This window comes from Acidovorax sp. 210-6 (assembly GCF_010020825.1).
Taxonomy (GTDB): domain Bacteria; phylum Pseudomonadota; class Gammaproteobacteria; order Burkholderiales; family Burkholderiaceae_C; genus Simplicispira; species Simplicispira sedimenti.
The window spans coordinates 624,922-649,867 of the sequence record NZ_JAACJE010000001.1 but is presented as its reverse complement, the minus strand read 5'-3'; the positions used below and the strand labels follow the sequence as shown (position 1 = coordinate 649,867).

26 protein-coding genes, 2 tRNA genes and 1 rRNA gene are annotated in these 24,946 nt (G+C 61.3%); 3 read left to right on the top strand and 26 right to left on the bottom strand.

The window, feature by feature from the left end:
- Positions 1-190: 190 nt before the first annotated feature.
- The 10 genes from GWK50_RS03030 to GWK50_RS02985 form a co-directional block, all read right to left on the bottom strand.
- Positions 191-266 (bottom strand) — tRNA-Ala (locus GWK50_RS03030).
- Between the two features lie 40 nt (positions 267-306).
- Positions 307-383, bottom strand: a tRNA-Ile gene (locus tag GWK50_RS03025).
- A 97-nt stretch (positions 384-480) separates the two neighbouring features.
- Positions 481-2,009, bottom strand: a 16S ribosomal RNA gene (locus GWK50_RS03020).
- Between the two features lie 501 nt (positions 2,010-2,510).
- Positions 2,511-3,605, bottom strand: coding sequence for a chemotaxis response regulator protein-glutamate methylesterase (locus GWK50_RS03015; protein ID WP_162015229.1), 1,095 nt, complete (start codon positions 3,603-3,605; stop codon positions 2,511-2,513).
- Between the two features lie 14 nt (positions 3,606-3,619).
- A complete protein-coding gene (gene cheD, locus GWK50_RS03010) occupies positions 3,620-4,348 on the bottom strand; it encodes a chemoreceptor glutamine deamidase CheD (protein ID WP_162015228.1) in 729 nt (242 codons plus the stop codon).
- A gap of 59 nt (positions 4,349-4,407) precedes the next feature.
- A complete protein-coding gene (locus GWK50_RS03005; protein ID WP_162015227.1) occupies positions 4,408-5,310 on the bottom strand; it encodes a CheR family methyltransferase in 903 nt (300 codons plus the stop codon).
- 83 nt (positions 5,311-5,393) lie between these two features.
- Complete coding sequence (locus tag GWK50_RS03000) at positions 5,394-5,879, bottom strand: chemotaxis protein CheW (protein WP_162015226.1); 486 nt, start codon at positions 5,877-5,879, stop codon at positions 5,394-5,396.
- A gap of 44 nt (positions 5,880-5,923) precedes the next feature.
- Entirely contained in the window at positions 5,924-8,038 is a 2,115-nt protein-coding gene (locus tag GWK50_RS02995; protein ID WP_162015225.1) for a chemotaxis protein CheW, read from the bottom strand.
- A gap of 39 nt (positions 8,039-8,077) precedes the next feature.
- A complete protein-coding gene (locus GWK50_RS02990) occupies positions 8,078-8,440 on the bottom strand; it encodes a response regulator (protein ID WP_162015224.1) in 363 nt (120 codons plus the stop codon).
- Positions 8,441-8,501: 61 nt separating this feature from the next.
- Positions 8,502-8,948, bottom strand: a complete 447-nt coding sequence (locus GWK50_RS02985) for a hypothetical protein (protein WP_162015223.1) — start codon at positions 8,946-8,948, stop codon at positions 8,502-8,504.
- 180 nt (positions 8,949-9,128) lie between these two features.
- Here GWK50_RS02985 and GWK50_RS02980 point away from each other — a divergent pair, with 180 nt between their 5' ends.
- Together GWK50_RS02980 and GWK50_RS02975 are read left to right on the top strand one after the other, a co-directional pair.
- Positions 9,129-10,232, top strand: a complete 1,104-nt coding sequence (locus GWK50_RS02980) for an ATP-binding protein (protein ID WP_162015222.1) — start codon at positions 9,129-9,131, stop codon at positions 10,230-10,232.
- Entirely contained in the window at positions 10,229-10,858 is a 630-nt protein-coding gene (locus tag GWK50_RS02975; protein ID WP_162015221.1) for a response regulator transcription factor, read from the top strand. Before GWK50_RS02980 ends, GWK50_RS02975 begins: the two co-directional genes overlap by 4 nt.
- 73 nt (positions 10,859-10,931) lie before the next feature.
- Here GWK50_RS02975 and fliR read toward each other — a convergent pair whose 3' ends face one another.
- The 13 genes from fliR to fliF form a co-directional block, all read right to left on the bottom strand.
- Positions 10,932-11,696, bottom strand: coding sequence for a flagellar biosynthetic protein FliR (gene fliR, locus GWK50_RS02970; RefSeq protein ID WP_162015220.1), 765 nt, complete (start codon positions 11,694-11,696; stop codon positions 10,932-10,934).
- Between the two features lie 25 nt (positions 11,697-11,721).
- The gene (fliQ, locus tag GWK50_RS02965) at positions 11,722-11,991 is read right to left on the bottom strand and encodes a flagellar biosynthesis protein FliQ (RefSeq protein WP_162015219.1); all 270 of its coding nucleotides are present in this window, start codon (positions 11,989-11,991) and stop codon (positions 11,722-11,724) included.
- Positions 11,992-12,012: 21 nt separating this feature from the next.
- The gene (fliP, locus tag GWK50_RS02960) at positions 12,013-12,771 is read right to left on the bottom strand and encodes a flagellar type III secretion system pore protein FliP (protein ID WP_242455275.1); all 759 of its coding nucleotides are present in this window, start codon (positions 12,769-12,771) and stop codon (positions 12,013-12,015) included.
- Positions 12,761-13,108 carry a flagellar biosynthetic protein FliO gene (locus GWK50_RS02955; RefSeq protein WP_162015218.1) on the bottom strand — a complete coding sequence of 116 codons (348 nt, stop codon included), beginning with the start codon at positions 13,106-13,108 and terminating at the stop codon, positions 12,761-12,763. Before GWK50_RS02955 ends, fliP begins: the two co-directional genes overlap by 11 nt.
- Before the next feature lie 7 nt (positions 13,109-13,115).
- Positions 13,116-13,562 (bottom strand): flagellar motor switch protein FliN, encoded by a 447-nt coding sequence (gene fliN / locus GWK50_RS02950; protein WP_162015217.1) that lies wholly within the window; start codon positions 13,560-13,562, stop codon positions 13,116-13,118.
- A complete protein-coding gene (gene fliM, locus GWK50_RS02945; RefSeq protein ID WP_162015216.1) occupies positions 13,552-14,556 on the bottom strand; it encodes a flagellar motor switch protein FliM in 1,005 nt (334 codons plus the stop codon). The genes fliN and fliM overlap by 11 nt, the downstream gene beginning before the upstream one ends.
- A gap of 18 nt (positions 14,557-14,574) precedes the next feature.
- Positions 14,575-15,144 (bottom strand): flagellar basal body-associated FliL family protein, encoded by a 570-nt coding sequence (locus GWK50_RS02940; protein WP_162015215.1) that lies wholly within the window; start codon positions 15,142-15,144, stop codon positions 14,575-14,577.
- A gap of 175 nt (positions 15,145-15,319) precedes the next feature.
- Entirely contained in the window at positions 15,320-16,648 is a 1,329-nt protein-coding gene (locus GWK50_RS02935) for a flagellar hook-length control protein FliK (RefSeq protein WP_162015214.1), read from the bottom strand.
- Between the two features lie 18 nt (positions 16,649-16,666).
- Positions 16,667-17,116, bottom strand: a complete 450-nt coding sequence (fliJ, locus tag GWK50_RS02930; protein ID WP_162015213.1) for a flagellar export protein FliJ — start codon at positions 17,114-17,116, stop codon at positions 16,667-16,669.
- A 14-nt stretch (positions 17,117-17,130) separates the two neighbouring features.
- Positions 17,131-18,489 (bottom strand): flagellar protein export ATPase FliI, encoded by a 1,359-nt coding sequence (fliI, locus tag GWK50_RS02925; protein WP_197905042.1) that lies wholly within the window; start codon positions 18,487-18,489, stop codon positions 17,131-17,133.
- 31 nt (positions 18,490-18,520) lie between these two features.
- On the bottom strand, positions 18,521-19,252 hold the full coding sequence (locus GWK50_RS02920) for a FliH/SctL family protein (RefSeq protein ID WP_242455274.1): 732 nt from the start codon (positions 19,250-19,252) through the stop codon (positions 18,521-18,523).
- The gene (gene fliG, locus GWK50_RS02915; RefSeq protein ID WP_162015211.1) at positions 19,233-20,228 is read right to left on the bottom strand and encodes a flagellar motor switch protein FliG; all 996 of its coding nucleotides are present in this window, start codon (positions 20,226-20,228) and stop codon (positions 19,233-19,235) included. The genes GWK50_RS02920 and fliG overlap by 20 nt, the downstream gene beginning before the upstream one ends.
- Positions 20,229-20,255: 27 nt before the next feature.
- A complete protein-coding gene (gene fliF / locus GWK50_RS02910; RefSeq protein ID WP_162015210.1) occupies positions 20,256-21,947 on the bottom strand; it encodes a flagellar basal-body MS-ring/collar protein FliF in 1,692 nt (563 codons plus the stop codon).
- Positions 21,948-22,123: 176 nt separating this feature from the next.
- Between fliF and fliE the strand changes: the two genes are divergently transcribed.
- Positions 22,124-22,435 (top strand): flagellar hook-basal body complex protein FliE, encoded by a 312-nt coding sequence (gene fliE / locus GWK50_RS02905; RefSeq protein ID WP_162015209.1) that lies wholly within the window; start codon positions 22,124-22,126, stop codon positions 22,433-22,435.
- 145 nt (positions 22,436-22,580) lie between these two features.
- Here fliE and GWK50_RS02900 read toward each other — a convergent pair whose 3' ends face one another.
- The 3 genes from GWK50_RS02900 to fliD form a co-directional block, all read right to left on the bottom strand.
- Positions 22,581-22,880, bottom strand: a complete 300-nt coding sequence (locus GWK50_RS02900; protein WP_162015208.1) for a flagellar protein FliT — start codon at positions 22,878-22,880, stop codon at positions 22,581-22,583.
- A gap of 2 nt (positions 22,881-22,882) precedes the next feature.
- A complete protein-coding gene (fliS, locus tag GWK50_RS02895; RefSeq protein WP_162015207.1) occupies positions 22,883-23,329 on the bottom strand; it encodes a flagellar export chaperone FliS in 447 nt (148 codons plus the stop codon).
- Positions 23,330-23,393: 64 nt separating this feature from the next.
- Complete coding sequence (gene fliD, locus GWK50_RS02890; protein WP_162015206.1) at positions 23,394-24,806, bottom strand: flagellar filament capping protein FliD; 1,413 nt, start codon at positions 24,804-24,806, stop codon at positions 23,394-23,396.
- Between the last annotated feature and the right edge of the window lie 140 nt (positions 24,807-24,946).

The window sequence follows — 24,946 nt, the reverse complement described above, 5'->3', positions numbered from 1 at the left end:
ACAAAGTTCGTTCGTTTTGACGCAATCAAATTTTTGTCACCGGCGGCACGGTGCAGTTTCCTGCTTTCCGCCGGCAACGCTGATTCGACTCTATGAATTTTTAAAGAACAGCCGTTTGATCGCTCTATCTCGATCAACAACAAAGCAGCCTTTTGCAAAGCCGCTTTGGTGTTGAAGCATTTTTTTGGGTTGGTGGAGGATGACGGGATCGAACCGACGACCCCCTGCTTGCAAAGCAGGTGCTCTCCCAGCTGAGCTAATCCCCCAGGAATCGCATTGTCGTGTCGCTTCGCATGGCACCGCACTTGGTGGGTCTGGTTGGTCTCGAACCAACGACCCCCGCCTTATCAAGACGGTGCTCTAACCAACTGAGCTACAGACCCAAGCCGGCCACCGCCTCAGGGCAGTTTCCCGCCTTCGCAGCGACTTCTTCCAACAACCGATAAGTGTGGGCGTTCAATTTGTGTGACAGTTTTCCAGAAAGGAGGTGATCCAGCCGCACCTTCCGATACGGCTACCTTGTTACGACTTCACCCCAGTCACGAACCCTGCCGTGGTAAGCGCCCTCCTTACGGTTAGGCTACCTACTTCTGGCAGAACCCGCTCCCATGGTGTGACGGGCGGTGTGTACAAGACCCGGGAACGTATTCACCGTGACATTCTGATCCACGATTACTAGCGATTCCGACTTCACGCAGTCGAGTTGCAGACTGCGATCCGGACTACGACTGGCTTTGTGGGATTGGCTCCCCCTCGCGGGTTGGCAACCCTTTGTACCAGCCATTGTATGACGTGTGTAGCCCCACCTATAAGGGCCATGAGGACTTGACGTCATCCCCACCTTCCTCCGGTTTGTCACCGGCAGTCCCATTAGAGTGCCCTTTCGTAGCAACTAATGGCAAGGGTTGCGCTCGTTGCGGGACTTAACCCAACATCTCACGACACGAGCTGACGACAGCCATGCAGCACCTGTGTTACGGCTCTCTTTCGAGCACTCCTCTATCTCTAAAGGATTCCGTACATGTCAAAGGTGGGTAAGGTTTTTCGCGTTGCATCGAATTAAACCACATCATCCACCGCTTGTGCGGGTCCCCGTCAATTCCTTTGAGTTTTAACCTTGCGGCCGTACTCCCCAGGCGGTCAACTTCACGCGTTAGCTTCGTTACTGAGTCAGTGAAGACCCAACAACCAGTTGACATCGTTTAGGGCGTGGACTACCAGGGTATCTAATCCTGTTTGCTCCCCACGCTTTCGTGCATGAGCGTCAGTGCAGGCCCAGGGGATTGCCTTCGCCATCGGTGTTCCTCCGCATATCTACGCATTTCACTGCTACACGCGGAATTCCATCCCCCTCTGCCGCACTCCAGCTATGCAGTCACAAAGGCAGTTCCCAGGTTGAGCCCGGGGATTTCACCTCTGTCTTACATAACCGCCTGCGCACGCTTTACGCCCAGTAATTCCGATTAACGCTTGCACCCTACGTATTACCGCGGCTGCTGGCACGTAGTTAGCCGGTGCTTATTCTTACGGTACCGTCATTCACCCCCTGTATTAGAGAGAGCTTTTTCGTTCCGTACAAAAGCAGTTTACAACCCGAAGGCCTTCATCCTGCACGCGGCATGGCTGGATCAGGCTTGCGCCCATTGTCCAAAATTCCCCACTGCTGCCTCCCGTAGGAGTCTGGGCCGTGTCTCAGTCCCAGTGTGGCTGGTCGTCCTCTCAGACCAGCTACAGATCGTCGGCTTGGTAAGCTTTTATCCCACCAACTACCTAATCTGCCATCGGCCGCTCCGTCCGCGCGAGGTCTTGCGATCCCCCGCTTTCATCCGTAGATCGTATGCGGTATTAGCACAGCTTTCGCTGCGTTATCCCCCACGATCGGGCACGTTCCGATGTATTACTCACCCGTTCGCCACTCGTCAGCATCCGAAGACCTGTTACCGTTCGACTTGCATGTGTAAGGCATGCCGCCAGCGTTCAATCTGAGCCAGGATCAAACTCTTCAGTTCGATCTTAAAATTTAAAGCCTTTCGGCTATTACTCATAAAAACGGAATTGAAGTGAACTTCACTTCTATTTCCATGAGCGTTTCAGTCTTGCGACTTTTGTTCTTTCGAACTTGGTCACTCGCCTCAAACGCCCACGCTTATCGGCTGTATGTTTTTAACGTACACCGCAAAAAGTATCTCTCTCTTTGCAAACCCCGCTGCGATCAGCAGAGCCTCAAATTATAACAGGATTTTTTATTTCCCGTCAACACTGAAGGTCTTTCGTCTCTTCAGCACCCCCACCAACCAGAACCACCGCAAGCAGCAACCTTCTGTTCAGCGAAGCCTTGCATTGTACATCGGTTTTTAACCAACTTTCAAGTCACAAGGAACTTTTTTGCCCCACCACCCAAATCCAACAAAACCGTCAGCTCCGAGCAGCGAAGCCCGCTAGTATATCACGAAAATGCCTAACTCACCATGCACGCCCTGGATCGCTGCCCCCTCCTGGCAGACTGAGACTCAGATCCGGTGCATGACCTTGTCGGACTGACTGCGCAGGCGTGCGACCAGGGCAGGCGCAATTTGATTCAAGGGCAATACTTCATCCGCAGCACCATGGGCGATGGCCTCACGGGGCATTCCAAAGACGATGCAACTGGCCTCATCCTGCACATAGTTGTAACTGCCAGCATCCTTCATCTCGCGCATGGCTGTTGCACCGTCCGCGCCCATTCCCGTCAACATGACGCCATAGGCATTTCGGCCCACCATTGCCGCAGCAGACTTGAACAGGACTTCTACCGAGGGCTTGTGACGGTTGACCGGGGGGCTATCGTCCACCACGGCCACATAGTTGGCTCCACTGCGGCTGATATGGAATTGCTTTCCCCCCGGAGCAATATAGGCATGGCCTGGCAGAATGCGCTCGCCATTCACTGCTTCTTTGACAGTGATCTGGCACAAGCTGTTGAGTCGGGCAGCAAAACTGGTGGTGAAACCTGCGGGCATGTGCTGCGTGATCACGATGGCCGGAGAATCGGCAGGCATATGCACCAGTATTTCCTTGATTGCCTCTGTTCCCCCCGTCGATGCGCCGATAAAGATCACCTTTTCCGTCGAGAGCCGCCCTAATAAACCGGCCGCAGGCATAGATGGATTGCCACTTGTCACCGCACTGGCCGCAGGATCCCGCGCGGAGGCTCTGCGCACTTGCGCCACAGCAGCCACACGGATCTTGTCCACAATCTGCCCCGCCAGGTCACTCAGACCCGTCGCCACACCCACGCGAGGCTTGGCGACAAAATCCACCGCCCCCAGTTCCAGCGCTCTGAGGGTCACTTCGGCCCCCTGCTCGGTCAGCGTGGAGATCATCACCACCGGCATTGGTCGCAGGCGCATAAGTCGGCCGAGAAAATCAATGCCATCCATGCGCGGCATCTCGACATCCAGCGTAATGACATCGGGATTGAGTTCTCGGATCATCTCACGCGCCACGAGCGGATCGTTGGCGGTGCCAATGCACTCCATGTCATGTTGGCGATTGATGATCTCGGACAGGAGACTGCGCACCAGCGCAGAATCATCCACCACCACCACTCGTATCTTCTTGCTCATCGAATCCCTGTAGTTCAAAAAAGGTCGACAGACCCGCCCGCAGTGGCAGTGGCAACCGTGGCTGCATTGCCACGCTTTTCCTGCGCCACCAGTTCTTCGGGGTGAGCGTGTGCCAGCCGCTTGACCATGGCCTTGCCCGTCACAGGGAAAAAGCACACCTTGCGCGGATAGATGTCGAGAACATCCTCCGAAACCACCGGGATGCGCTCCGTGTGGAGGTAGTTGACCACGAACTGGGTATTGCGCTCGCCCACATTCATGGTGGTGAAGCTGTGCATAACCTGCGCTCCACCAAAAATCTTGGCCTGCATGGTCTCACGGCGCGCACCGAGCTTGAGCATCTCGTTGATCAACAGCTCCATGGCGTAGGAGCCGTATCTCCCCGACACATCCAAAGAATCCCCCTCCGGCAGCATGAAGTGATTCATACCGCCCACACGCATGCGACTGTCCCACAGACAGGCGGCAATGCATGAACCCAACACCGTCATGATCACCAGATCTTCGTGAGAAACGTAGTACTCGCCCGGCAGCACCTTCACTGCGTTGTACTGGAAATGATGATCGAAGAAGAAGAACGAAGCCTGCCCTGGCTTGACCGGGCGAGATTTCAGCTCATCCAGCGCCACCCGAGGCGCTGGGGAGGCACTGGTGGGATAGATATCGGGAGACAGAGGCGCAATGCGCGGTGCGCGGCGACGGTCAGGCATCCCGGAGGCATGGAGGGGTGGCGCGTTCGACATGGTGTTGACCGGAATGGATGCGTTTATAAAAGTAATGGACTGGACAGTAGTTGCGGCACTTAACGGCGCTCATAGACCGTCTTGCCTCGCAGGGTGAAAAGATCGCGGGACTCACTGAAGTTCTCTGCATGCCCTACAAACAGCATGCCCCCTGGCTTGAGAACCCTGTGAATCCGCTCCAGCACACGACGCTGCGTCGGTCCGTCGAAGTAAATCATCACGTTGCGGCAGAAAACCACATCGAAAGGCTCACGAAACGGCCAGTCGTCACGGATCAGATTGACGCTGATGAAATCGATCATGCGGCCCAGTTCAGGCTTGACACGGACCATGCCCGCATTGCTGCCCTTACCGCGCAGGAAGAAGCGCTGCAAGCGCTCCTGGCTCAAACCTTTGATGGATTCAAGCCGGTACACCCCTTGGGCTGCAGTAGCCAAGACACGCGAATCGATATCACTGGCGGTCAGCTTGAAGGAAGGGTTGTTTCCCAAGGCCTCCATCGCCGTCATCACGATGGAATATGGCTCTTCGCCCGTGGATGCCGCACTGCACCAGACGCTCCAGGGCGAGCCAGCGGGCCGCGAACGCAGATGCGCCGAAAAAATGTCGAAGTGATGAGACTCTCGGAAGAATGATGTGAGATTGGTGGTCAGCGCGTTGACAAACTCCTGCCATTCATTCCCGTCGTGAGATTCCAACCACCCCAAATAATCATTGAAACTGGTATGTCCGGTCTCACGCAGTCTGCGCGACAAACGGCTATATACCATGGCGTGCTTGCCGTCATGCAAACTGATCCCTGCACGTTGGTAGATCAGGGATTTGACCCGCGCAAAATCAGCATCCGTCCAGACGAACTCCCGGCCTTGGGCCAAAGGACCTGCAGTGGACGCAGCAGGCTCAAGCGCTGGCCTGCGGCGCTCGGGTGCTAGCTCTGCAGAAGCATCTGTTTGGCGCAACATGCTGGATCTTTCCGATAAGGGCGACCGCTCGGGTCATACGCAGAAGGTGTGGAGGCGCCGTGCCGTGGCACAGCCCCTGTACCTCAACTCGCCGATGCCAGCCCCATGTCCAAGCCAGACATCAGCTTTTCGATGTCCAACAGAATGAGCATGCGCTCGCCCACCGAACCCAGGCCCATGATGCAATCGTTGTCGATCACGCTTTCAATGTCCGGTGCCGGACGAATACTCTCCGCTGAAAGCTCCATCACATCGCTGACGGAATCGACCACGATCCCCACTACACGGTTACGCAGGTTCAGGATGATGACCACGGTGAAACTGTTGTACTCAGCCTTGGAGCAGTTGAATTTCAAGCGCATGTCCACGATCGGGATGATGGTGCCACGCAGGTTCACCACCCCTTTGATGAACGCCGGCGCATGGGCAATGCGCGTTGGTGGCTCATAGCCGCGAATCTCCTGTACCTTCAGGATGTCGATGCCATATTCTTCCTGATCCAAGCGAAAGGTCAGGTATTCACGTGCACCCGTGGTTGTCGTTTCAGTGTTTTTTTCCATCACGTTCATGGGAATTCCTCCTCACTTGAGTGCATTCAAACCAGCTCCGCGCCTCAATGGCGCGCGCGCCTGACCAAGCCGCCAATGTCCAGAATCAAGGCAACCCGCCCATCCCCCAGGATCGTCGCCCCAGACACATTGGGTACCTTGCGGTAGTTGGATTCCAGGTTCTTGACCACAACCTGGTGTTGCCCCAGCAGCTCATCGACCAGCAAAGCGACACGGTTACCGTCGTCTTCGACCACCACCATGATGTTGCTCGACTTGTCCATGTCGAACCGTGGCACCTCGAACACTTTTTCCACCGCAATGACGGGCATGTACTCCTCGCGCACCTTCACCAGTTGCGAGCCCTGGGCCACGGTATTGACATCATCGGGGTTGACTTGGAAAGACTCGACCACGGACGACAAAGGCAAGATGTACACCTCGTCGCCAACACCCACCGACATGCCGTCCATGATGGCAAGGGTCAGTGGCAGACGGACAGACACCTTGGTTCCGTAGCCCTCAGAGGAATCGATCTCCACCGTGCCATTGAGGGCTGCAATATTGCGCTTGACCACGTCCATGCCCACGCCACGCCCGGACACATCCGTCACAGTGTCAGCGGTGGAGAAGCCTGGTGCAAAAATGAGTTGCCAGACTTCCTGATCGCTCATCTGGTCAGACACGTCCATCCCCCGCTCGCGGGCTTTGTTGAGGATCTTCTCGCGTGACAGGCCACGCCCATCGTCGCGCACCTCGATGACGATAGAGCCCCCCTGGTGCGATGCGGACAGCGTGATAGTGCCGTGCTCTGACTTACCCTTGGCAAGGCGTTCTGCGGGCATTTCAATTCCATGATCCCCGCTGTTGCGCACCAAGTGCGTGAGAGGATCGGTGATTTTTTCAACCAAGCCCTTGTCCAGTTCGGTCGCCTCACCCAGGGTCACCAGCTCCACCTTCTTGCCCAACTTGTTGGCCAAATCACGCAACATGCGAGGGAATCGGCTGAATACGATGGACATGGGAATCATGCGAATCGACATGACCGATTCCTGGAGATCCCGGGTGTTGCGATCCAGATCTGCCAAACCAGAAAGCAGCTGCTGATACACGGCCGGGTCCAACCCCTGGCTGTTCTGTGCAAGCATGGCCTGGGTAATGACCAGCTCCCCCACCAAGTTGATCAACTGATCCACCTTGCTTACCGAGACACGAATGGTGTTGGACTCCATTTGTGCCTGGGATCCAGCCTTGGCTTCCACGGCAGGCTTGGGTGCGATGCGTGTGACTGCAGAGGTCGGCTCAATGGCCCCCAAGGCATTGGCGGGTTTGCTGCCTGGCGCACCAGGTGCATCGGCAAAGAAGCCGAAGGCGCCATGTTCAGGGCTCTCTTCCGAGCCGGGGGCGGAGGGAGCTGTTGCAGGTGCCGAGGCATCCTGGATCTGTATCTGCTCCTTGGAGACGTGGAAAGCGAACAGGTCCAACAGATCGTTGTCTGTGGACGAGGTCTCCACAGCAAACACCCGCACCGAGGGGTTGTCGCCAGGCACATCGGCAATGGTCCCAAGGCCGGGAATGTCTCGGAAAAGTTCTTTGATGGCTTCAGCCTGCTCCGTTCGCTCGACCGGTCCAATGCGAATCTGCAAGGACCGAACACCGGGCTTGGCCGCAGGCGCCGCAGGCGCTGCCGGTGCCGGTACTGGCGCTACGGTCACAGGTGCTGCCACAACGGCCTGTGGTTTGGCCGTCTCCACCGGCACCTGCCCTGCGGCAAGCACGCTGATACGTTGCACCAGATCTGCGGTCGAAGGCGGCTCATCCTGGGCGCCGGACTGGTGCCGCGCCAACAGGCTGCGAGACGCGTCCGCAGACTCCAGCAGCACATCCACCATCTGAGGAATGGGCTGGAGCTCATGGCGCCGCAGGCGATCGAGCAGAGACTCCATCTGGTGCGTCAACTCGGCCACATCGGCGAATCCGAAGGTAGCCGCTCCACCTTTGATGGAATGGGCGCAACGGAATATGCCGTTGAGCTCCTCGTCGTTGGCCTGCTCCAAATCCAGATCGAGCAGCATCTGCTCCATCTGGTCCAGATTCTCGGCCGCCTCCTCAAAGAAGATTTGGTAAAACTGTGACAGGTCGAAATCGGCGCCTGCACCTTCTTGGTGAACTTCTGCCATGGGGGACTCCTGTGTGCGTGCCGCCTGCGACCGCGCCGATCAGCGGATCACCTTCTTGAGCACTTCGATCAAGCGATTCGGATCGAAGGGCTTGACCAGCCAGCCGGTAGCGCCCGCAGCCTTGCCAGCCTGCTTCATCTGATCACTCGATTCGGTGGTCAGGATAAGGATGGGAATGGTCTTGAACCGCGGGTCCTCCCGCAGCTTGCGCGTCAGGCCGATACCGTCGAGCCGGGGCATGTTCTGGTCGGCGAGCACGAGGTCGATGTGGTGGGTCTGCGCCTTTTCCAGCGCATCCTGTCCATCGACCGCCTCGACCACCTGGTAGCCGGCACCCGTCAAGGTGAAAGAAACCATCTTCCGCATGGACGGAGAGTCATCTACGGCGAGGATCGAATGCATTTATTGCTCCAACGGTCTTATTGGTTGCTGAATATATCGGGGTTTGCGGACTTGTCTGCCATCAGAACAAATCGATGGAGCCCGCATCCATCTCACTCTGAGTCACTGGATTGGGTCGATCCGGCGCCATTTCCACAAAGGACGCCGCCTCCTCTCCATCCTCCTGGCCCATGGATTCTGCGGCCAGTCGAAAAGCACAAGACTGCAGCACCTTGGTGGTGTGCCAGATCAATTGCGAGGCCATGTCCTGGAATTGCAACTCCGTGACTGCGCTGCGCAGGGCCTCGCGGGCCGCCTGAAGCTCCGGCGAATCCCCCACATTGGACTCAGTCAGGTTTTGGTTGGCAACGCCAAAGCGCTCCAGCAGGTTGTCCGTGGCATGGCTGATCAGCCCTTCAAGGCGGTGCAGGTCGTGCATGACCACGAGCAGCGAATCCTGCACTTCGGCAGCCACCATCACAGGCAGGCGAACCTCCGGACCCCCAGGACTTGTTGGCTCTGATTCCATCGCTCCTCCATTGCCGCTGATGGTGACAAGATACACGAATCTCTCTCACCGCCCTACGAGTAAAACCCGAAGCCCTGCCACACCAGTGGCACCCCTGGCCCATTCCATCGCTTACGCTCTCCGAACCAGAGGACCGACAACGTTGTTTGTACCAATTTGTATCCTATGATAGCCCTAACCATGCAAGATGGTGCAACAGATACAACTTTGCGCATCCTTCATTTGGAGGACTCGCCCGCAGATCAGCAACTGACCCGGCTGACGCTGCGCCGTGCAGGCTGGAACGCAGACATCCTGGCCGTCGATACCCTGCAGGCTTTTCAGGATGCGCTGGATCACATGGACTGCGAAGTGGTGCTGGCGGACTACCATCTGCCCGGCTTTACCGCGCTGGATGCCTGGGCACTGCTGACCCGTCACCCCAACCCTCCCCCGTTCATCCTGCTTTCCGGTGCCATTGGCGAAGCCGCTGCCGTGGAAGCCATTCGCCAGGGCATGGCCGACTACGTGCTCAAGGACGACCTCGCCCGCCTGCCCCACGTCATTGAACGGGCGTTGGAAGTACACAACGCCCGCAAGGCACAGGCCCGCGCCGCAGCGGAGTTGGCCGCCTCACGCCAAAGTCTGGCCGAGCTGACCGAACACCTGCAAACCTCCATCGAGCAGGAGCGCGCCGCCATCGCGCGCGAAATCCACGATGACATCGGCGGCGCACTGACGGCCGTTCTGTTCGACCTGTCCTGGATCGGACGCCATGCGCAACAGGCACCGGTGCAGGAGCACGCCCAAGCCGCCACCGCCATGCTGCAGCACGCCCTGGGGGCCAGCCAGCGCATCATGATGAACCTGCGCCCTCCCATGCTGGACCAGGGGCTGGTGGCCGCCCTGCAATGGCTGGCCGACAATTTTGGCCAGCGCACGGGTATCGCTGTGACCCTGCAACTGTGCAGCGCGCGCATGGATCTGACCGACGCCGTGCAGCTGGTGGCCTACCGCACCGCGCAGGAAGCCCTTACCAACATCTCCAAGTATGCCCAGGCCACGATTGTGCGCATGGAGCTGACCGATACCGAGGACGTGCTGACACTGGAAGTGACCGACAACGGCCGGGGCTTCGACCCCGCCGCTCCGGCCCGGCCCCGGTCCTTCGGCCTGCAGGGACTGCGCGAACGTGCACGGACCGTGGGCGGCTGGCTGGATGTGAGCAGCCGTCCTGGCCAGGGCAGCTCGGTGATACTCTCGGTGCCCCTGCACCCCCTGCCAGACTCTGGAGATGTCCCATGATCCGCGTTGTGTTGTGTGACGACCACGCCGTGGTGCGCCGCGGCATCCGTGACACCCTGGCCGAGTCCCCCGATATCGAAGTCACCGCCGAAGCAGGCAGCTACCCCGAGCTGCGCGAAGCGCTGCGCACCGCACCCTGCGACATCCTGCTGCTCGACCTGAACATGCCCGGCCGCAGCGGACTGGAGGTGCTGGCCAGCCTCAAGGAGACACACTCGTCCATCAAAGTGCTGGTGGTGTCCATGAACCCGGAAGACCAGTACGCCGTACGCTGCCTGCGCGCCGGTGCCCAGGGCTATGCCAGCAAGGCCGCTGACCCGGTGGCGCTGATCGAGGCCGTGCACACCCTGGCCCATGGACGCAAATACCTGACGCCCGAAGTCGCCCAGATGCTGGCCGAGAGCGTTGCCCAGCCCGAAGACGTAGCGCTGCACACCACGCTGTCGGAACGGGAGTTGCAGACCCTGCTCAAGATCGCCTCCGGCCGCAAGCTATCGGAGATCGCCGAGGAACTGATGCTCAGCCCCAAGACCGTGAGCGTGTACCGCGCGCGCGTGCTGGAAAAGCTCAAACTCACCAACAACGCCGAACTCACGGCCTACGCCATCCGCAACGCACTGGTGTAATAGTTACAGAATAAATACGGCGATAGCGCGCTATTTACAAGCGCTAGTAGCTATGATTTTTATAGCGTTTCGACTATAGACCGATCGTATCCAACGCCCGCTGGAACAACGTGAGCACAGGCTGCTCCAGCATGGGCAGGGTCGCCGCAATGCCCAGCAGACCCACGCTGAGTGTGACCGGAAAACCCACAGCATAGATGTTCATCTGCGGCGCAATGCGCGAGATGACACCCATGGTCAGGTTCACGAACAGCAGCAACGCAATCATGGGCAGCGCAATCCACAGAGCGCTTGAAAAAAGTGCCGCGCCCAACTCATGCAGGTGCATCTGCTGCAGCGAGTGCAGGAAGTTGCCATCGGTCGGAAAGCGCCGGAAGCTCTCGACCACCGCCATCAACACCATCAGGTGGCCGTTGATGACCACGAACAGCAGCATGGCCAAGTAACCATAGAACCGCGCCACAGCGCTGACCTGCGCGTTGCTGGTGGGATCGAAGAAGGACGCAAAGTTCAGGCCCATCTGCAGGCCCACCACCTCCCCCGCCAGTTCCACGGCGGCAAAGACCAGGCGCATGGCAAAGCCAATGGCCAGGCCGACAACCACCTGCTGCGCAACGGCGCCCAAGGCCTGGGGGCCGTTGATCGAGACCACCGGCTGATCCGTCAACACGGCCTGGGCGCACAGCGCCACGAAAAAGGCCAGGCCGATCTTGGCGCGCATGGGCACGGCACGCATGGAAAACAGCGGCGCCACCGAGAACAACGCCAGCACACGCAGAAACGGCCAGAGGATGGGCGAGATCCATGCCACCAGTTGCGATTCGGCAAAAGTGATCATGGCGCGGGAGCGGAACGCGCGGTGTTCAGCCGATCACCGAGGGAATGGACTCGATGGTGCGCCGGATGTAGTCCACCAGCGTAGTCACCATCCACGGTCCGGCAATGGCAAACACCGCCACTGCGGCCACCAGCTTGGGAACAAAGGCGAGCGTGGCTTCATGGATCTGGGTGATGGCCTGGAAAATACTCACCACCAGACCCACGCCCATCACCACGCCCAGCACGGGCATGGCAATCATCAGGAGCAGCGTGAGCGCATCGCTGCCGATCGTGAGCACCATCTGGGCCGTCATGGCTGCATTCCTACAAAGTTCCTAAGTGACAAAACTGGCCGCCAGCGAGCCAATGAGCAGGTTCCACCCATCGGCCAGCACAAAGAGCATGAGCTTGAAGGGCAGTGCCACCAGCACGGGCGAGAGCATCATCATGCCCAACGACATGAGGATGCTGGACACCACCATGTCGATGACCAGAAAAGGGATGAAGATCAAAAAACCGATCTGAAACGCGGACTTGAGCTCGCTGGTGACAAACGCCGGAATCAATACCCGCATGGGCGCCGTTTCGGCGGAAACCGACGCATCGAGCTTGGCCAGCCGCGCAAACAAGGCAAAGTCGGACTGGCGTGTCTGCTTGAGCATGAAGCTGCGCATGGGCGCCTGGGCGCGATCGACGGCCTGCTCAAAACTGATGGCGTCCTTGGTGTAGGGCAGGTAGGCATCCTGGTACACCTTGTCCAGCGTCGGCCCCATCACGAAAAAAGTCAGAAACAGCGACAGACCGATGATCACCTGGTTGGGTGGCGCCGACTGTGTCCCCAGCGCCTGGCGCAGCAGCGACAGCACGATCACGATGCGCGTGAACCCCGTCATCATCAACAAGATGGCCGGCAGGAACGACAGCGCCGTAAAGAACAACAGCGTCTGGATAGGCACCGAAAAACTCGTGCCGTTGCTGCCAGAGCCCACCAGCACCGGCAGGCTGCCCCCCGACTGCGCCCAGGCCGACACCTGCCAGGTGCACAGCACCAGCGACGTCAGGACACGAATGGCACGCCACCCTTCACGGCGCATGGTGCGGCTCCGGTGGCGCAGGAATGCGCGTCTGCTCCTGCAGGGCGCGGGCAAAGTCCGGCGCGGGCACAGGCGCGGCGGGTGCAGAGAGCACATGCAGGCACTGGATGTTCTGCGCCGTCACGCCCAACACCAGCAAAGTGCGGGCGTTCTCGGGCCCGACCTCCACGGTCACCACACGCTGGTGCGGACCCACAGCCACGGCAGACACCACCTTGGACACCATGCCCCCACCGGCCATGCCACCGGCTTGGCGCTGCTGCAAGCGCCGCACCAGCCAGGGCAAGGCGGCCATGGCCGCCATGAACAGCACTACGGCGACCAGCGCCTGGGTCATCGCTCCATCAGCCACGGCTGAGCCTGCGCAAACGCTCGGAAGGGGTCACCACATCGGTCAAGCGGATACCGAACTTGTCGTTCACCACCACGACCTCGCCCTGGGCGATGAGGTAGCCGTTGACCAGCACGTCCATGGGCTCGCCGGCCAGCGCGTCCAACTCCACCACCGACCCCTGGGCCAGTTGAAGAATGTATTTGATGGGCACCTTGGTGCGCCCCAGCTCCACCGACAACTGGACCGGAATGTCCAGCACCATGTTGATGTCCTGGGTGGGCGCGTCATTGCTGGCCCCGGAAAAGGGCATGGCCGCACCACCCGTCAGCGGACCGCCCTGCTCGGCGGCACCCGAGTCTTCGGTGCGCTTTTGCTCCTCCAGCGCCTCGGCCCAATCGGCAAAAGGGTCGTCTGCGGCGTCGCCGGGCTTGTTGTCGGGGTTTTCTTCAGAGGCCATTCTTCTCTCCCATCCAGCCCGCATCGCCAGTGCGCAGGCACTCTTCGATGCGGATCGCGTACTTGTTGTTGTGCGTGCCGTACTGGCAATCGAACACAGGAACCCCACCAACGGAGGCACGGATGCGCGGCTGGCGATCCAGCTCGATGAAATCGCCGGGCTTCATGGCGAGCAACTGCTCCACGGTGGTATCGGTTTTGGCCAGCTCGGCCACCAGGGTGACTTCAGCGGCCTGGATTTCGCGCGACAGCACACGCACCCAGCGCCGGTCCACCTCGATCGAATCGCCCTGGGTGGACGAATACAGCACATCGCGGATGGGCTCCAGCGTGGCGTAGGGCATGCATACATGGATGGCGCCTGACAGATCGCCGATTTCCAACTGGAACGCTGTGGACACCACGATCTCGCTGGGCGTGGCAATGTTGGCAAACTGGGGTTGCATCTCGGAGCGCTGGTAATCCAGCTCCAAGGGGTAAATACCGTGCCAAGCCTTTTTGTATTCGGTGCAGATCACATCGACCAGGCGGTTGATGACGCGCTGCTCGGTGGGTGAGAAATCCCGGCCCTCGATACGCGTCTGGAACTTGCCCACGCCCCCAAACAAGGTGTCGATGACGCCAAACACCAGCGAGGGCTCGCACACAATGAGTCCGCTGCCGCGCAGCGGCCGGATGGCAACGATGTTGAAGTTGGTGGGAACCGCCAGCTCGCGCAAGAAGGCGCTGTAGCGTTGCACCGCCACCGTGCCCACCGAGATTTCAGGACTGCGGCGGATGAAGTTGAACAGGCCGATGCGAAAGTTGCGTGCAAACCGCTCGTTGACGATTTCCATCGTCGGCATGCGGCCGCGGACGATGCGCTCCTGGCTGGAGATGTCGTAGTTGCGCACCTCCCCTTTTTCGAGGATTTCCTCCTCGGTCTTCTGGCTTTCGCCCGTCACCCCCTCCAAGAGGGCATCCACCTCTTCCTGCGATAAGAATGATTCGCTCATGGCGCGCTCCGGTGCAGGTCACTGGATGATGAAACTCGAAAACAGCACCCGCCGCACCGGGTTGGCCGATTTCTTGGGACGAGGGCGGTCTTCTTCCTCGTCTGCCTCTGCATCCTTTGGTTTGGGCTTGGCTTTGGGAATCTCAAAGCCCAGCGGCCGCGAGACCTCGCGCAGGATGTCATTGGCCAGCTTTTCCTTGCCTTCGCGCGTCAGCAGCTCTTCGGCCGTGCGCTGCGAAGCCAGCAGCAACACCCCATTGCGTATGGTGGGCATGTTCTGCTTGACCAGGGTTTCGGTCTTGAGATCCGCCAACTCCAAGGTAATACCCAACTGGGCAAACCGCTCGCCCCCGTTGTCGGCCAGGTTGACCACCAACATGTCCAAAGGCAGAAACACGGAAGGCGTTGCTGGCTCGGCAGCCTTGGCAGGCGCTTCCTCGCCCTCTTCGCTGTGGGCCTTGCTTTTGAGAAACCAGAAGGCACCGCCCCCACCTACGACCAGCAGCAACACCAGCGCGCCGACAATGATCAGCAGCTTCTTGCTCTTGGCGGGCTTCTTGGCGGTATCGGCAGGTGCGTTGGTGGACACGTTGTGGTTCCCAGCTTCAGGTACAGGCACTTGCGGCGCGTTGGAGCAACGTCAAAGCCGCAGGCATGGCCCATTATTGGGCACATGCCAATGCATGATAGCCAGAATAAAACGGCAAAACCACGGCATTCTGGGGTGCTGCGCGTGCCTGCCCCCCGCCTGTGAGGACAGAGGCTCAGACGAAGAGATCCACGGCGCGATCGGTCAGCACACGGACGCCGACCCGGGCTGTGGTGCCCGCCTCACCCGCCCGCGCAGCAGTCCCCGAGGGTTGGCCCGCCTGCCCGGATGACCGCTCCTGCTGACCACCCTGGCGTCCCGCGGACAGGCCCACGGTCAAACCAGCCAGCTCCAGGCCCTGCTGGCGCAGCAGCTCACGCAGTTGGGATTGGTCTGCATCCAGCACATCGCGCGCTTGCGCCTGGTCGGCCATGAGCGACACATGCGCCTCGTTGCCCTGCAAGGCCACGCTAACGTCCACCAGGCCCCCTTCATGCTCCACCGTGAGCTGGGCCTTCTGCAGGTTCTGGTTCACCCAGTACGTCACCTGTTCGGTCAAGGCCTCCTCGGCGGCCACCATGGCCGCTTCGTAAGAGGCTTCTGCGCCCGGCAGCTGCGCGGCTTCCGTGGAGCCCAACTCGGTTCCAGGGGCTGCGCCACCTTGTTGCTGCCCCAGGCTCTGGCCTTGCTCCTGGGAACGTGTGGAATGGGGAGCAGCAACGGCAGCGCCGCCTGCGACCGACGGATCCAGCGCCTCAACTGGCACAGGGCCAGCCTCACGTGGCCCACCAGCCCCACCCAACAAAGCGCCCTGCGCCTGCAAGACCGCAGGCGCCACAGCGCTGGCGGACGGCGCAACGGCCCCATCACCGCCACCGGCCACCGCCAGCTTGGAGGCACCCGCCTTGCCAGTGAACACCCTGTCCTGCAAGGAGAGTGCCGCGCCCAGCCCCCCGCCAGCGCCTGCCGCACTCTTGCCCCACAGGCCTGCCGGCGCCCTTGCCGCCGCTACACCGACGCCCTCGGCAGAGGTACCCACGCCCCCCGCCATGGCAGCGTCCATGCGTGTCGTCTGGGCCACGAGGCCGTCTGCCAGCACTTGTGCAAGCACGCCCGACAGATTGCCTCCCTCGGCGCCCAAGAGATTCACCGCTGCCGGCAAAGCACCGCTCCCGGCTTGCCCCGCCAACGGCACCGCGCCCTGCACACCCGCGGGCTGTGCAGGCAATCCCTGCTGCACCAGCAACCCCGCCTGCAACAGGCCCTGCGCGATCTCTGCAGAGGTGGGCACGCTATCCTGGGGAGTGGTGCCATCGGAGTGCGACAACAAGCCTTCGTTGCCTGCCACGGTGATGGCGCCCTCGTCCCCCCCCATCGCTGCGAGCAAGGCGAGAAACCCCCCGGCCGCCGCGCTGTCGTCGCCAGCCGGAGGCTGTCCGGGCTTCTGCCGAGCGATGGCTGCGGCGTTGTGGGCGGGTTGTCCGGGAACACGTGTGGTTTCCATGATTTTTCTCCTGGGCCTTCAATGGCCGTGGGCGGACGACAGATGCCGCAGGGCGGCACGCTCGTCGGTCATCTTCTGGTCCCGCCGGGCCTGCGCCTGGAGGGCTTCCATCTGTCGCTTTTCCAGCAGCTTGCGCAGACTGGCCAACCGGACCTCGGCATCGCGCAATTGCTGCTGCGCCAAGGCGACTCGCTGGGCATGGTCGTCCACCACGCCCGACTGCAACCCTGCCGCATGGTCCAACCGGCCCATGAAGTGGTAGTGGTGGAACATCACCTCGGGGGCGACAGTGGCCTGCGCCCGCATGCCCCAGCGGCTCTCGGTCTCCTGTGCATAGCCCTGGAGCACCTGCAGTTGGTCCTGGGCAGCGCGCTGCGCGCCCTGGGCATGCTGCAGCACGCGGCGCGCCTCGTCGCGCTGGCGGGTGGCCATTTCCACGGCCACAGACAGTGCGTTGGGCTTGGTCATGTTCTTGCCTCGCCTCACTGTTGCAGCACTGCGCCCATGGCGTCAATGCTGTCTTCAAAGGTGGCGGCCTCGAACATGCCCTGCTGCAAGAAGGCTTGCTGGGCAGGCTGCAGGCGAATGGCCTCGTCCAGCAGCGGGTCCGATCCGCTGAGGTACGCACCCACCTGCACCAGGTCGCGGCTCTTTTGGTAGCGCGAATAGATGGCGCGGAACTGCCGCGCCAGCTCGAAGTGATCGCGCGTGACGACGTTATGCATCACGCGCGATGCCGATTGTTCAATGTCGATGGCCGGGAAATGCCCACTTTCTGCCAGGGCGCGCGAGAGCACGATGTGCCCGTCCAGAATGGCGCGGGCGGCATCGGCAATGGGGTCCTGCTGGTCGTCCCCTTCGGACAACACGGTGTAGAACGCCGTGATGGAGCCCACCCCGTGCAGCCCGTTACCGCTGCGCTCCACCAGCTGGGGCAGCTTGGCAAAACACGAGGGCGGGTAGCCCTTGGTGGCCGGTGGTTCGCCGATGGCCAGGGCGATTTCACGCTGCGCCATGGCGTAGCGGGTGAGCGAATCCATGAGCAAAAGCACATGCTTGCCCTGGTCCCGAAAATACTCGGCCACGGCTGTGGCATAGGCCGCGCCCTGCATGCGCAGCAGTGGCGGCGCGTCGGCAGGAGCGGCCACCACCACGGCGCGGCCACGGTCCTGCGCGCCCAAAATGTCTTCAACGAACTCCTTGACCTCGCGGCCACGCTCGCCGATAAGGCCGACCACAATGACGTCGGCCCGGGTGTAACGCGCCATCATGCCCAGCAGCACGCTCTTGCCCACCCCCGAGCCCGCAAACAGGCCCAGGCGCTGCCCACGGCCCACTGTGAGCAGCGCATTGATGGCGCGCACTCCGGTGTCCAGCGGTTCGCGCACGGGGTCGCGGTCCATGGCGTTGATCTGGCTGCGCCCCATGGGCTCGGCGGCCACATCCCGCAGGGGACCGGCGTGGTCCAGAGGATTGCCCTGCGCATCGACCACCCGCCCCAGCAGCCCTTCGCCCAGCGGTACACGCAAGGCGCCCACGCGGTTGACGGGCCGCACAGGCTCACCCAGGCGCGGCACGGGCACATACGGGGCCGCAGGCACCACCGCCGCTCCGCTGGACAGGCCGTGGATGTCGCCCGCCGGCATCAGAAAGGCCCTCTCACCCGAAAAGCCCACCACCTCTGCCAGCACCGGCGCTTTGCCTGGCATCTGCACCAGGCACTGCGAGCCCACGGGCACACGAATGCCCACGGCCTCCAGCACCAGACCGGTCAGGCGCGTCAGCGTGCCGCGCGCCTCCAGATCGGGGCCATCGGCAACGAGGGCCCGGGCGCTACGCAGGTATTCCTGCCAGGGCGATGGAGCAAGGGGCTCAGTCGTGGCGTTCGTCACTGCCGTGCTCCCAGGGCTGCGCCAGGCCCAGCGGGGCAATGGCGCGCTGCCAGCGCTTGTCCAGACTGCCGTCAATGACCATGCCCGCCTGCTCCACCAGGCAGCCACCAGGCGCCACCGACGCATCGGCCACCCACTGCACGCGTTGCGCAGTGGGCTGTTGCTGCAAGGCCGCTTCGAGCAGGGCATGGTCCTGCGGGTTCAGGCGCACGGTGGCTGTGCCGCTGTCCACCGAAAGCATGGACAGTGCTTCGCGCACCACCGGCAGCAATGCCTGGGTATCCGCCTGCAGCTCCCGGCGCACGACCTGGCGCGCAATTTCGCTGGCGAGCTCCAGCACTTCCTGCGCGGCCGTTTGCTGCAACTGGTCGAGCCGCATTTGGAAGCCCCGCACAATGGCCTCGACCCGCTGGGCAGCCTCCGCGCCCTGCTGGGCAATGTAATCGTCCAGGCGCTGCTGCCACTCCAGGCTGGCCTGGGCATGGCCTTGCGCCTGCCCCTCGGCAAAGGCATCGGTGCGCGCCTGCGCCAGGGCCTGCTGGTACTCCGCTTCGATGAGCGCAGGATCGGGGGGGGCGGGTTCGGGGGCTTCCTCTGGAACGGGTTCGGAGCCATCGACGGCGCCAAACTTCCACTGCGTGACATCGCCCACCTCCTCGCTCGGGATGAAGCGCGCGTACACCCGGCTGCTTTTAGACGAAGGCGTCGTCACCACCGCCTCCGATCACGATCTGACCCTCATCCGACAAGCGGCGCACGGTCTTGAGGATTTCCTTTTGCTGCGCCTCGACCTCGGACAGGCGCATGGGGCCACGCGACTCCAGGTCTTCACGCAGGGCTTCGGCCGCGCGCGAGGACATGTTGGAGAGGAACTTCTCCCGCAGCTCGGGTGCAGCGCCCTTGAGTGCGACGATGAGCGTCTCGGAAGCGATTTCCTTGAGCACCGTTTGAATGGCACGGTCGTCGAGTTTGGCCACATCGTCGAACACGAACATCTTGTCCATGATCTTCTGTGCCAGGTCGGGATCGTGCGCACGGATGGATTCAAGCACTGCCGTATCGATGTTCGTGCCCAGCAGGTTGATGATTTCTGCCGCCGTTTTGACCCCGCCCAAAGAGGTCTTGCGGATCTTGTCGCCACCGGCGAGCACCTTGAACAGCACCTCGTTCAGGTCCTTGAGCGCCATGGGCTGTATGCCCTCGAGCGTGGCCACGCGCAGCATGACCTCGCTGCGCTGGCGTTCAGAGAACTGTTTGATGACGGCCGCAGATTGCTCGTGATCCAGATGCACCAGGATGGCAGCGACGATCTGGGGATGCTCGTTGCGCAGCAGTTCGGCCACCGACAGCGGGTCCATCCATTTGAGACTTTCGATCCCCGAAACGTCTCCGCCTTGCAGGATGCGATCGATCAGCAGCCCGGCCTTGTCTTCCCCCAGTGCCCGCTTGAGCACTGCGCGCACGTAGTTGCCAGTGTCCGACACCAGCAGGCTTTGCGCCGCAGCCACGTTGGAGAACTTGTTGATGACCTCGTCCACCTTCTCGCGCGAGACGCTGCGCATCTGCGCAATCGTCTCGCCGAGCTTTTGCACCTCTTTGGGAGAGAGGTGCTTGAAAACTTCGGCCGCCTCCTCCTCGCCCAGGGACATGAGGAAGATGGCCGCGTTGTTCAGTCCTTCTTCATCCATGGTTGGTTCTGCCCATTCAAGCGTCGATCAGGCAACATCGCCATTGACCCAATTCTTCACGATATTGGCCACTGCCACCGGATTGGAGCGCGCCAGGGCACGCGCCTCTTCCAGGCGCAGTTGCTCTGGTGTGGCCACCGCCTGTTGGTCCTGCTTGGCAGGCGCGGGCAGTGCGGGCCGCTCGGGCGTATCGGCCTCCACCGCATCCAGCTGCGCGCCCGCCATCGGAATGGCCTTGGGTTGGCCCAGTGCCTTGAGCGCAGGGCGCACCAGACCCAGCAGCACCATGGCTGCGAACAGCGACATACCCAGAGGCCACGCCAGGTTGCGCGCCAGCTCCACAGTTTCGGGCTGCTTCCACAGCGGCGTGTCGTCGGCCACCACTGTGGCGGGCTGGAAGGGTGCATTCATCAGGTTGACCGAATCACCCCGATCCTTGTTGTAGCCCACGGTTTCACGCACCAGGGCGGTCATCTGCTCCAACTGCTCGGCCGAGAGCGGCTTGTTCTCCACCTTGCCCTTGTTGTCCGTCACGCTCTGGTAGTTGATCACCACGGCTGCGTTGACGCGCTTGATGGCCCAGTTGTTGCCGCGCGTGACACGCACCGTCTTGTCCACCTCGTAGTTGGTGGTGGATTCACGCTTGGAACTGCCCGAATCCGTGCCCTGCTGCTGCCCCGCCGCCTGTGGTGCCGGGTTGGCTCCGTTGATGGGCGCCGCCGACGGCGCCGGTGGTTGATTGGCCACAGCCCCCGCCACCCCCACCCCGGTGGAGCTGCCAGAAGCGTTTTCTTTGGTCTCCAGCACCTGCTGGCTGCGAATGGCCGATGCCTCGGGCGCCTGGTTGGGGCGGTACTGCTCCTGGGTGGAATCGGTCTGGCTGAAATCAAGCTCGGCCGTCACCTGTGCCTTGATGTTGTTGCGTCCCACCACGGGCTCGAGGATTTCCATGATGCGGCGCGTGTACTGCTGCTCGATCTGCTGCACGTACTGCATTTGCTGGGCATCCACCGCATTGCCGCTGCCCGGCTCGGGCGACTGCGACAACAGCTTGCCCGTGTCATCCAGCACGCTCACGGCGGTGGGCGGCATCTCCGGCACGCTGGAAGCCACCAGGTGCACGATGCCGGCCAACTGGGCGCGGTCCAGCACCCGGCCTGGATACAGGCTCACCAGCACCGAGGCGGAAGGCTTTTGCTGCTCGCGGAAAAAACCATTTTGCTGCGGCAACGCCAGATGCACGCGCGCGCTCTGCACGGAGGACAGGGACTGGATGGTGCGCGTCAGCTCACCTTCGAGCCCGCGCTGGAAGTTCAGCCGCTCCTGGAACTGCGTCACCCCAAAACGGTTGCCTTCCATCAGCTCAAAGCCGGACACCGTGCCCTTGGGCAGCCCCTGCGACGCCAGGCGCAGGCGTACATCGTGCACGCGGTCCGAAGGCACCATGATCGCGCCGCCGCCCTCGGTATGGCGATAGGGCACGTTCATCTGCGAAAGCTGGGCAATGATGGCGCCGCCGTCCTTGTCGGACAAATTGGAGAACAGGACGCGGTAATCCTGCTGGCGCCCCATCACCACGGCGGCAATGGCAGCGGCCACCAGCAACACCACGCCCAGCCCCAGGCGCAAGCGCTGGGTGCGGTCGAGTGCTGAAAACCGCTGCATCCACGCTGGTGCAGCGGCGGGAGGGGTCATGGGCACTTGGGCGACTGCGGACATTGTGGTTTCCAGTATGACAGGCCCGGGAACAATCCTGGCGTGGCATCGATTATTCGGCCACCCCCCCTCTGTCGGCGGCTGGATAAGCCGCCCCTTTGTCCATCATTTCGCCCCGATGGACCGGCCCACCGCCCCTACGATAGCCCTCATCCCCCATTGCCCCCGGACTCACTGCCATGGACCTCCGCATCCCCAGCTCCACCACCCCGCTTGCGGGAGCCGGCATTGCGCGCCGTGCGCCCGCCAGCCCCCAGGAAACACAGTCCGCCGGTTTCTCCGACGCGCTCAAAGGCGCATTGCAATCCGTCAGCTCGGCCCAGAACCAGGCCAGCCGTATGCAGCAGGAAGTACAACTGGAAAACCCCGCCGTGAGTCTGGAAGAAACGATGGTGGCCATCCAGAAAGCGCAAATCGGCTTTCAGGCCACCTTGCACGTGCGCAACCGCATGGTGCAGGCTTACACCGACATCATGAACATGCAGGTGTGAGAAAGCGTGGGAAGTCCCACGCATCAGCATATCTGTTTGCTACTATTTTTATAGCTGTTTGCGCTGGTATCTATTGGCCTAGAGGCCAATTTTTGCACTAAGCAACCGCAACCCACACCCCCCGGCGTCCAGGCGATCACACTGCTCAGTGCATCATCTGCGGTTGGCCTTCGAACATGTGTTCGAACTGCGCCAGCCAGGGCTCTGCCAGGCAGCGGATCTGGGCATCGTTGCGCAGAATGCGCTGCATGATGCGGGTCTTTTCCTTACGGTGCTCAGGGAGCAGCTCATGTTCCTGCGACTTGAAGCGCAGTTCTTCGATCAGCACCGCACAGGCACCCTCGTAACGCACCACACCATCCCAGTCACTGGCCTGCGCCGCCTCCAGCATCTTGCGGCTGCTGTCTTCGATGGCCTTGTAGTAACCAATCAGTACTTCAGACATGGTCAGGCTTCCTGCAAAACCGAACGGGTGGAATCCACAGCCTCTGCGGGAGCCGCTGCGCCCTTCATATCCATCCACGCCTGGGCCACGGGCTCGATCAGGCGCTGCACTTCCTGCATGATGGCATCATCATTTCGGACATTAGCCAGCGTCAACCTGAGCACACAGTAGTCGTACAAAGCACCCAGGTTTTGCGCCAACTCCCCGCCATCCACCCGGTCGAGTCCGGTATTCAGACCCTCTTCGATGATGCGAATGGCCTTGGAGATGGCGCTGCACTTGCCCAGCACATCGCCCCGCGCCATGGCCCCACGGGCCGACGCAATGGCCCCGAGCGCACCCTGGTAAAGCAAGGCCACCAACTGGTGTTGGTCCATGGTGTGCATGCTGGTTTCAACATTGATGCGCTGGTAGGCGGAAGCGGCGCGGGGGCTGTGGGTGGCGAACATGCTCTGCATCCTTGTGGCAAGTTACCTTGATTATCGGCAAACGCGGGCAAAACTGAAGCCCGACTCACTTGCTGGAGGTCTTGTTCCAGGTAGTCACCTGCTGACCAATATAGGCGTTCAGAGCATTGAGCGTTGCCAGTTGCGAGTCCAGTGCGCTGTAACGGCGGTTGAGCTGCGCCTCGACATTGGCCGCCTTTTCGGTGACGCGTTCCTGCTCCTTGGCATTGCGCGTCAGATTCAGCTTCAGGCTGTCGTCCTTGGTTTTGAAAAAACCGTCGGTCGCCAGCAAGGTGGTGGTCAGTGCTTTGATCTTGACAGCAATGCCCTGCGCAGCGCCAGACTCGGTGCTGCTGAACATCTTTTTCACCTCGTCCGGGTTCTCCAGCGCTGCCGACAACTTGGTCGCGTCAATCGTCAGGCTGCCGCCGCGCTGCTGGCTGATGCCAATGGCTGACAGTTGCTGGTACTGGCCCGAGGCCGAGCTGATCGACTGCATGGCGGTCCGCAAACTACTCTGCAGGGTGATGATCGTGGAATCGCCCTGCAGCAAGCCGCCTTTTTTGGTGGCGGCATCGTAGGCAGTGGCCTCGTTGATCAGGTCATTGATGGCGTTGTAGGCCGTCACAAAATCCTCGATGTTCTTGCGCACTGCGGAAGAATCTTTGGCCACCGCAATTTCCACTGGCGCAGTGGTCTCCGCCAAGGCATTGAAGGTCACACCCGATACGGTGTCAGCGAAGGTATTGGTGGCAGAGCTGACTGGAATCAGATTGACGGTGGCCTTCGCATTGGCGGCGTATTGCGACACGGTACTTCCCGCCACCAGGCGCGACAGACCCGCCGCATCGTCGTTCACTCCATCGTTATCGGTCACCGACAGGCGAAAGCCTGCATCCTCGCCCGTGTTCTTGCCGCGCAGCAGCAGGCGCTCCCCCGAAGCATCTTTGAGAATGGCCGCCGTCACACCCGCATTGGCACCATTGATCTTGCCCGCAATGTCCGACAAGGTGTCGGTGGCTGCAATGGTGATGTCCACAGGCGTGCCCGTCCCCGGCGTGAAGGATGCCGGAACCACGGTCCACTTCCCCAGTTCAAGCCGCAGGGTGCCCGCACCCAGCGTCCCACCCACCGGCAGCAAAGCCGCAGATGCCGTCGCCTGCGCCTGCGCCAGGCTTTGCACTTCCACATTGAAGCTGGTGGGCAAGGTACCGCCCACAGCGGAGGCGGTCACCGACTTGGTGTCCGACGATTTCGTTGTCACGCCGTTCCAGCCCGTCAGGCTGGTGAGCTTGCTGGTGGCGTCGGCAAACGTGGAGACCAGCGACTTGACCTGCCCGAAGGCAGATATCTTGGTCTGCACCGTGGCAGCCTGAAGCTTGAGGGTATCCAGAGGCCGTTTTTCCAAGGCCACCAACTGAGAGACGATGGACTTGACGTCCAGCCCACTACCGATGCCCGGAGAGGAAATTGTCGCCATACCGACCTCCTGTTCTTTCAACCTTGCATTGTGCGACTGCAAGGGCCGGGGTGAAACCCCGTCAACCGCCCGGTATCACGGGCTTATCCAGCCACCGCACAGTGGCAAGCCAGCGGACGGGCAAAAGCCCAAAGGGCGGC

Excerpts from the sequence above, each read along its gene's own strand:
- fliQ (WP_162015219.1), bottom strand. The coding sequence starts at position 11,991 with ATGACGGCCCAGATGGTGCTCACGATCGGCAGCGATGCGCTCACGCTG.
- GWK50_RS02985 (WP_162015223.1), bottom strand. The coding sequence starts at position 8,948 with ATGGAATCAGAGCCAACAAGTCCTGGGGGTCCGGAGGTTCGCCTGCCT.
- fliS (WP_162015207.1), bottom strand. The coding sequence starts at position 23,329 with ATGTTCGCCACCCACAGCCCCCGCGCCGCTTCCGCCTACCAGCGCATC.
- GWK50_RS02995 (WP_162015225.1), bottom strand. The coding sequence starts at position 8,038 with ATGGCAGAAGTTCACCAAGAAGGTGCAGGCGCCGATTTCGACCTGTCA.
- fliG (WP_162015211.1), bottom strand. The coding sequence starts at position 20,228 with ATGGATGAAGAAGGACTGAACAACGCGGCCATCTTCCTCATGTCCCTG.
- GWK50_RS03015 (WP_162015229.1), bottom strand. The coding sequence starts at position 3,605 with ATGAGCAAGAAGATACGAGTGGTGGTGGTGGATGATTCTGCGCTGGTG.
- fliN (WP_162015217.1), bottom strand. The coding sequence starts at position 13,562 with ATGGCCTCTGAAGAAAACCCCGACAACAAGCCCGGCGACGCCGCAGAC.
- GWK50_RS02935 (WP_162015214.1), bottom strand. The coding sequence starts at position 16,648 with ATGGAAACCACACGTGTTCCCGGACAACCCGCCCACAACGCCGCAGCC.
- cheD (WP_162015228.1), bottom strand. The coding sequence starts at position 4,348 with ATGTCGAACGCGCCACCCCTCCATGCCTCCGGGATGCCTGACCGTCGC.
- fliJ (WP_162015213.1), bottom strand. The coding sequence starts at position 17,116 with ATGACCAAGCCCAACGCACTGTCTGTGGCCGTGGAAATGGCCACCCGC.
- fliE (WP_162015209.1), top strand. The coding sequence starts at position 22,124 with ATGGACCTCCGCATCCCCAGCTCCACCACCCCGCTTGCGGGAGCCGGC.
- fliR (WP_162015220.1), bottom strand. The coding sequence starts at position 11,696 with ATGATCACTTTTGCCGAATCGCAACTGGTGGCATGGATCTCGCCCATC.
- fliP (WP_242455275.1), bottom strand. The coding sequence starts at position 12,771 with ATGCGCCGTGAAGGGTGGCGTGCCATTCGTGTCCTGACGTCGCTGGTG.
- GWK50_RS02990 (WP_162015224.1), bottom strand. The coding sequence starts at position 8,440 with ATGCATTCGATCCTCGCCGTAGATGACTCTCCGTCCATGCGGAAGATG.
- GWK50_RS03005 (WP_162015227.1), bottom strand. The coding sequence starts at position 5,310 with ATGTTGCGCCAAACAGATGCTTCTGCAGAGCTAGCACCCGAGCGCCGC.
- fliF (WP_162015210.1), bottom strand. The coding sequence starts at position 21,947 with ATGTCCGCAGTCGCCCAAGTGCCCATGACCCCTCCCGCCGCTGCACCA.
- fliD (WP_162015206.1), bottom strand. The coding sequence starts at position 24,806 with ATGGCGACAATTTCCTCTCCGGGCATCGGTAGTGGGCTGGACGTCAAG.
- fliM (WP_162015216.1), bottom strand. The coding sequence starts at position 14,556 with ATGAGCGAATCATTCTTATCGCAGGAAGAGGTGGATGCCCTCTTGGAG.
- GWK50_RS02955 (WP_162015218.1), bottom strand. The coding sequence starts at position 13,108 with ATGACCCAGGCGCTGGTCGCCGTAGTGCTGTTCATGGCGGCCATGGCC.
- GWK50_RS02980 (WP_162015222.1), top strand. The coding sequence starts at position 9,129 with ATGCAAGATGGTGCAACAGATACAACTTTGCGCATCCTTCATTTGGAG.
- GWK50_RS03000 (WP_162015226.1), bottom strand. The coding sequence starts at position 5,879 with ATGAACGTGATGGAAAAAAACACTGAAACGACAACCACGGGTGCACGT.
- GWK50_RS02900 (WP_162015208.1), bottom strand. The coding sequence starts at position 22,880 with ATGTCTGAAGTACTGATTGGTTACTACAAGGCCATCGAAGACAGCAGC.
- GWK50_RS02975 (WP_162015221.1), top strand. The coding sequence starts at position 10,229 with ATGATCCGCGTTGTGTTGTGTGACGACCACGCCGTGGTGCGCCGCGGC.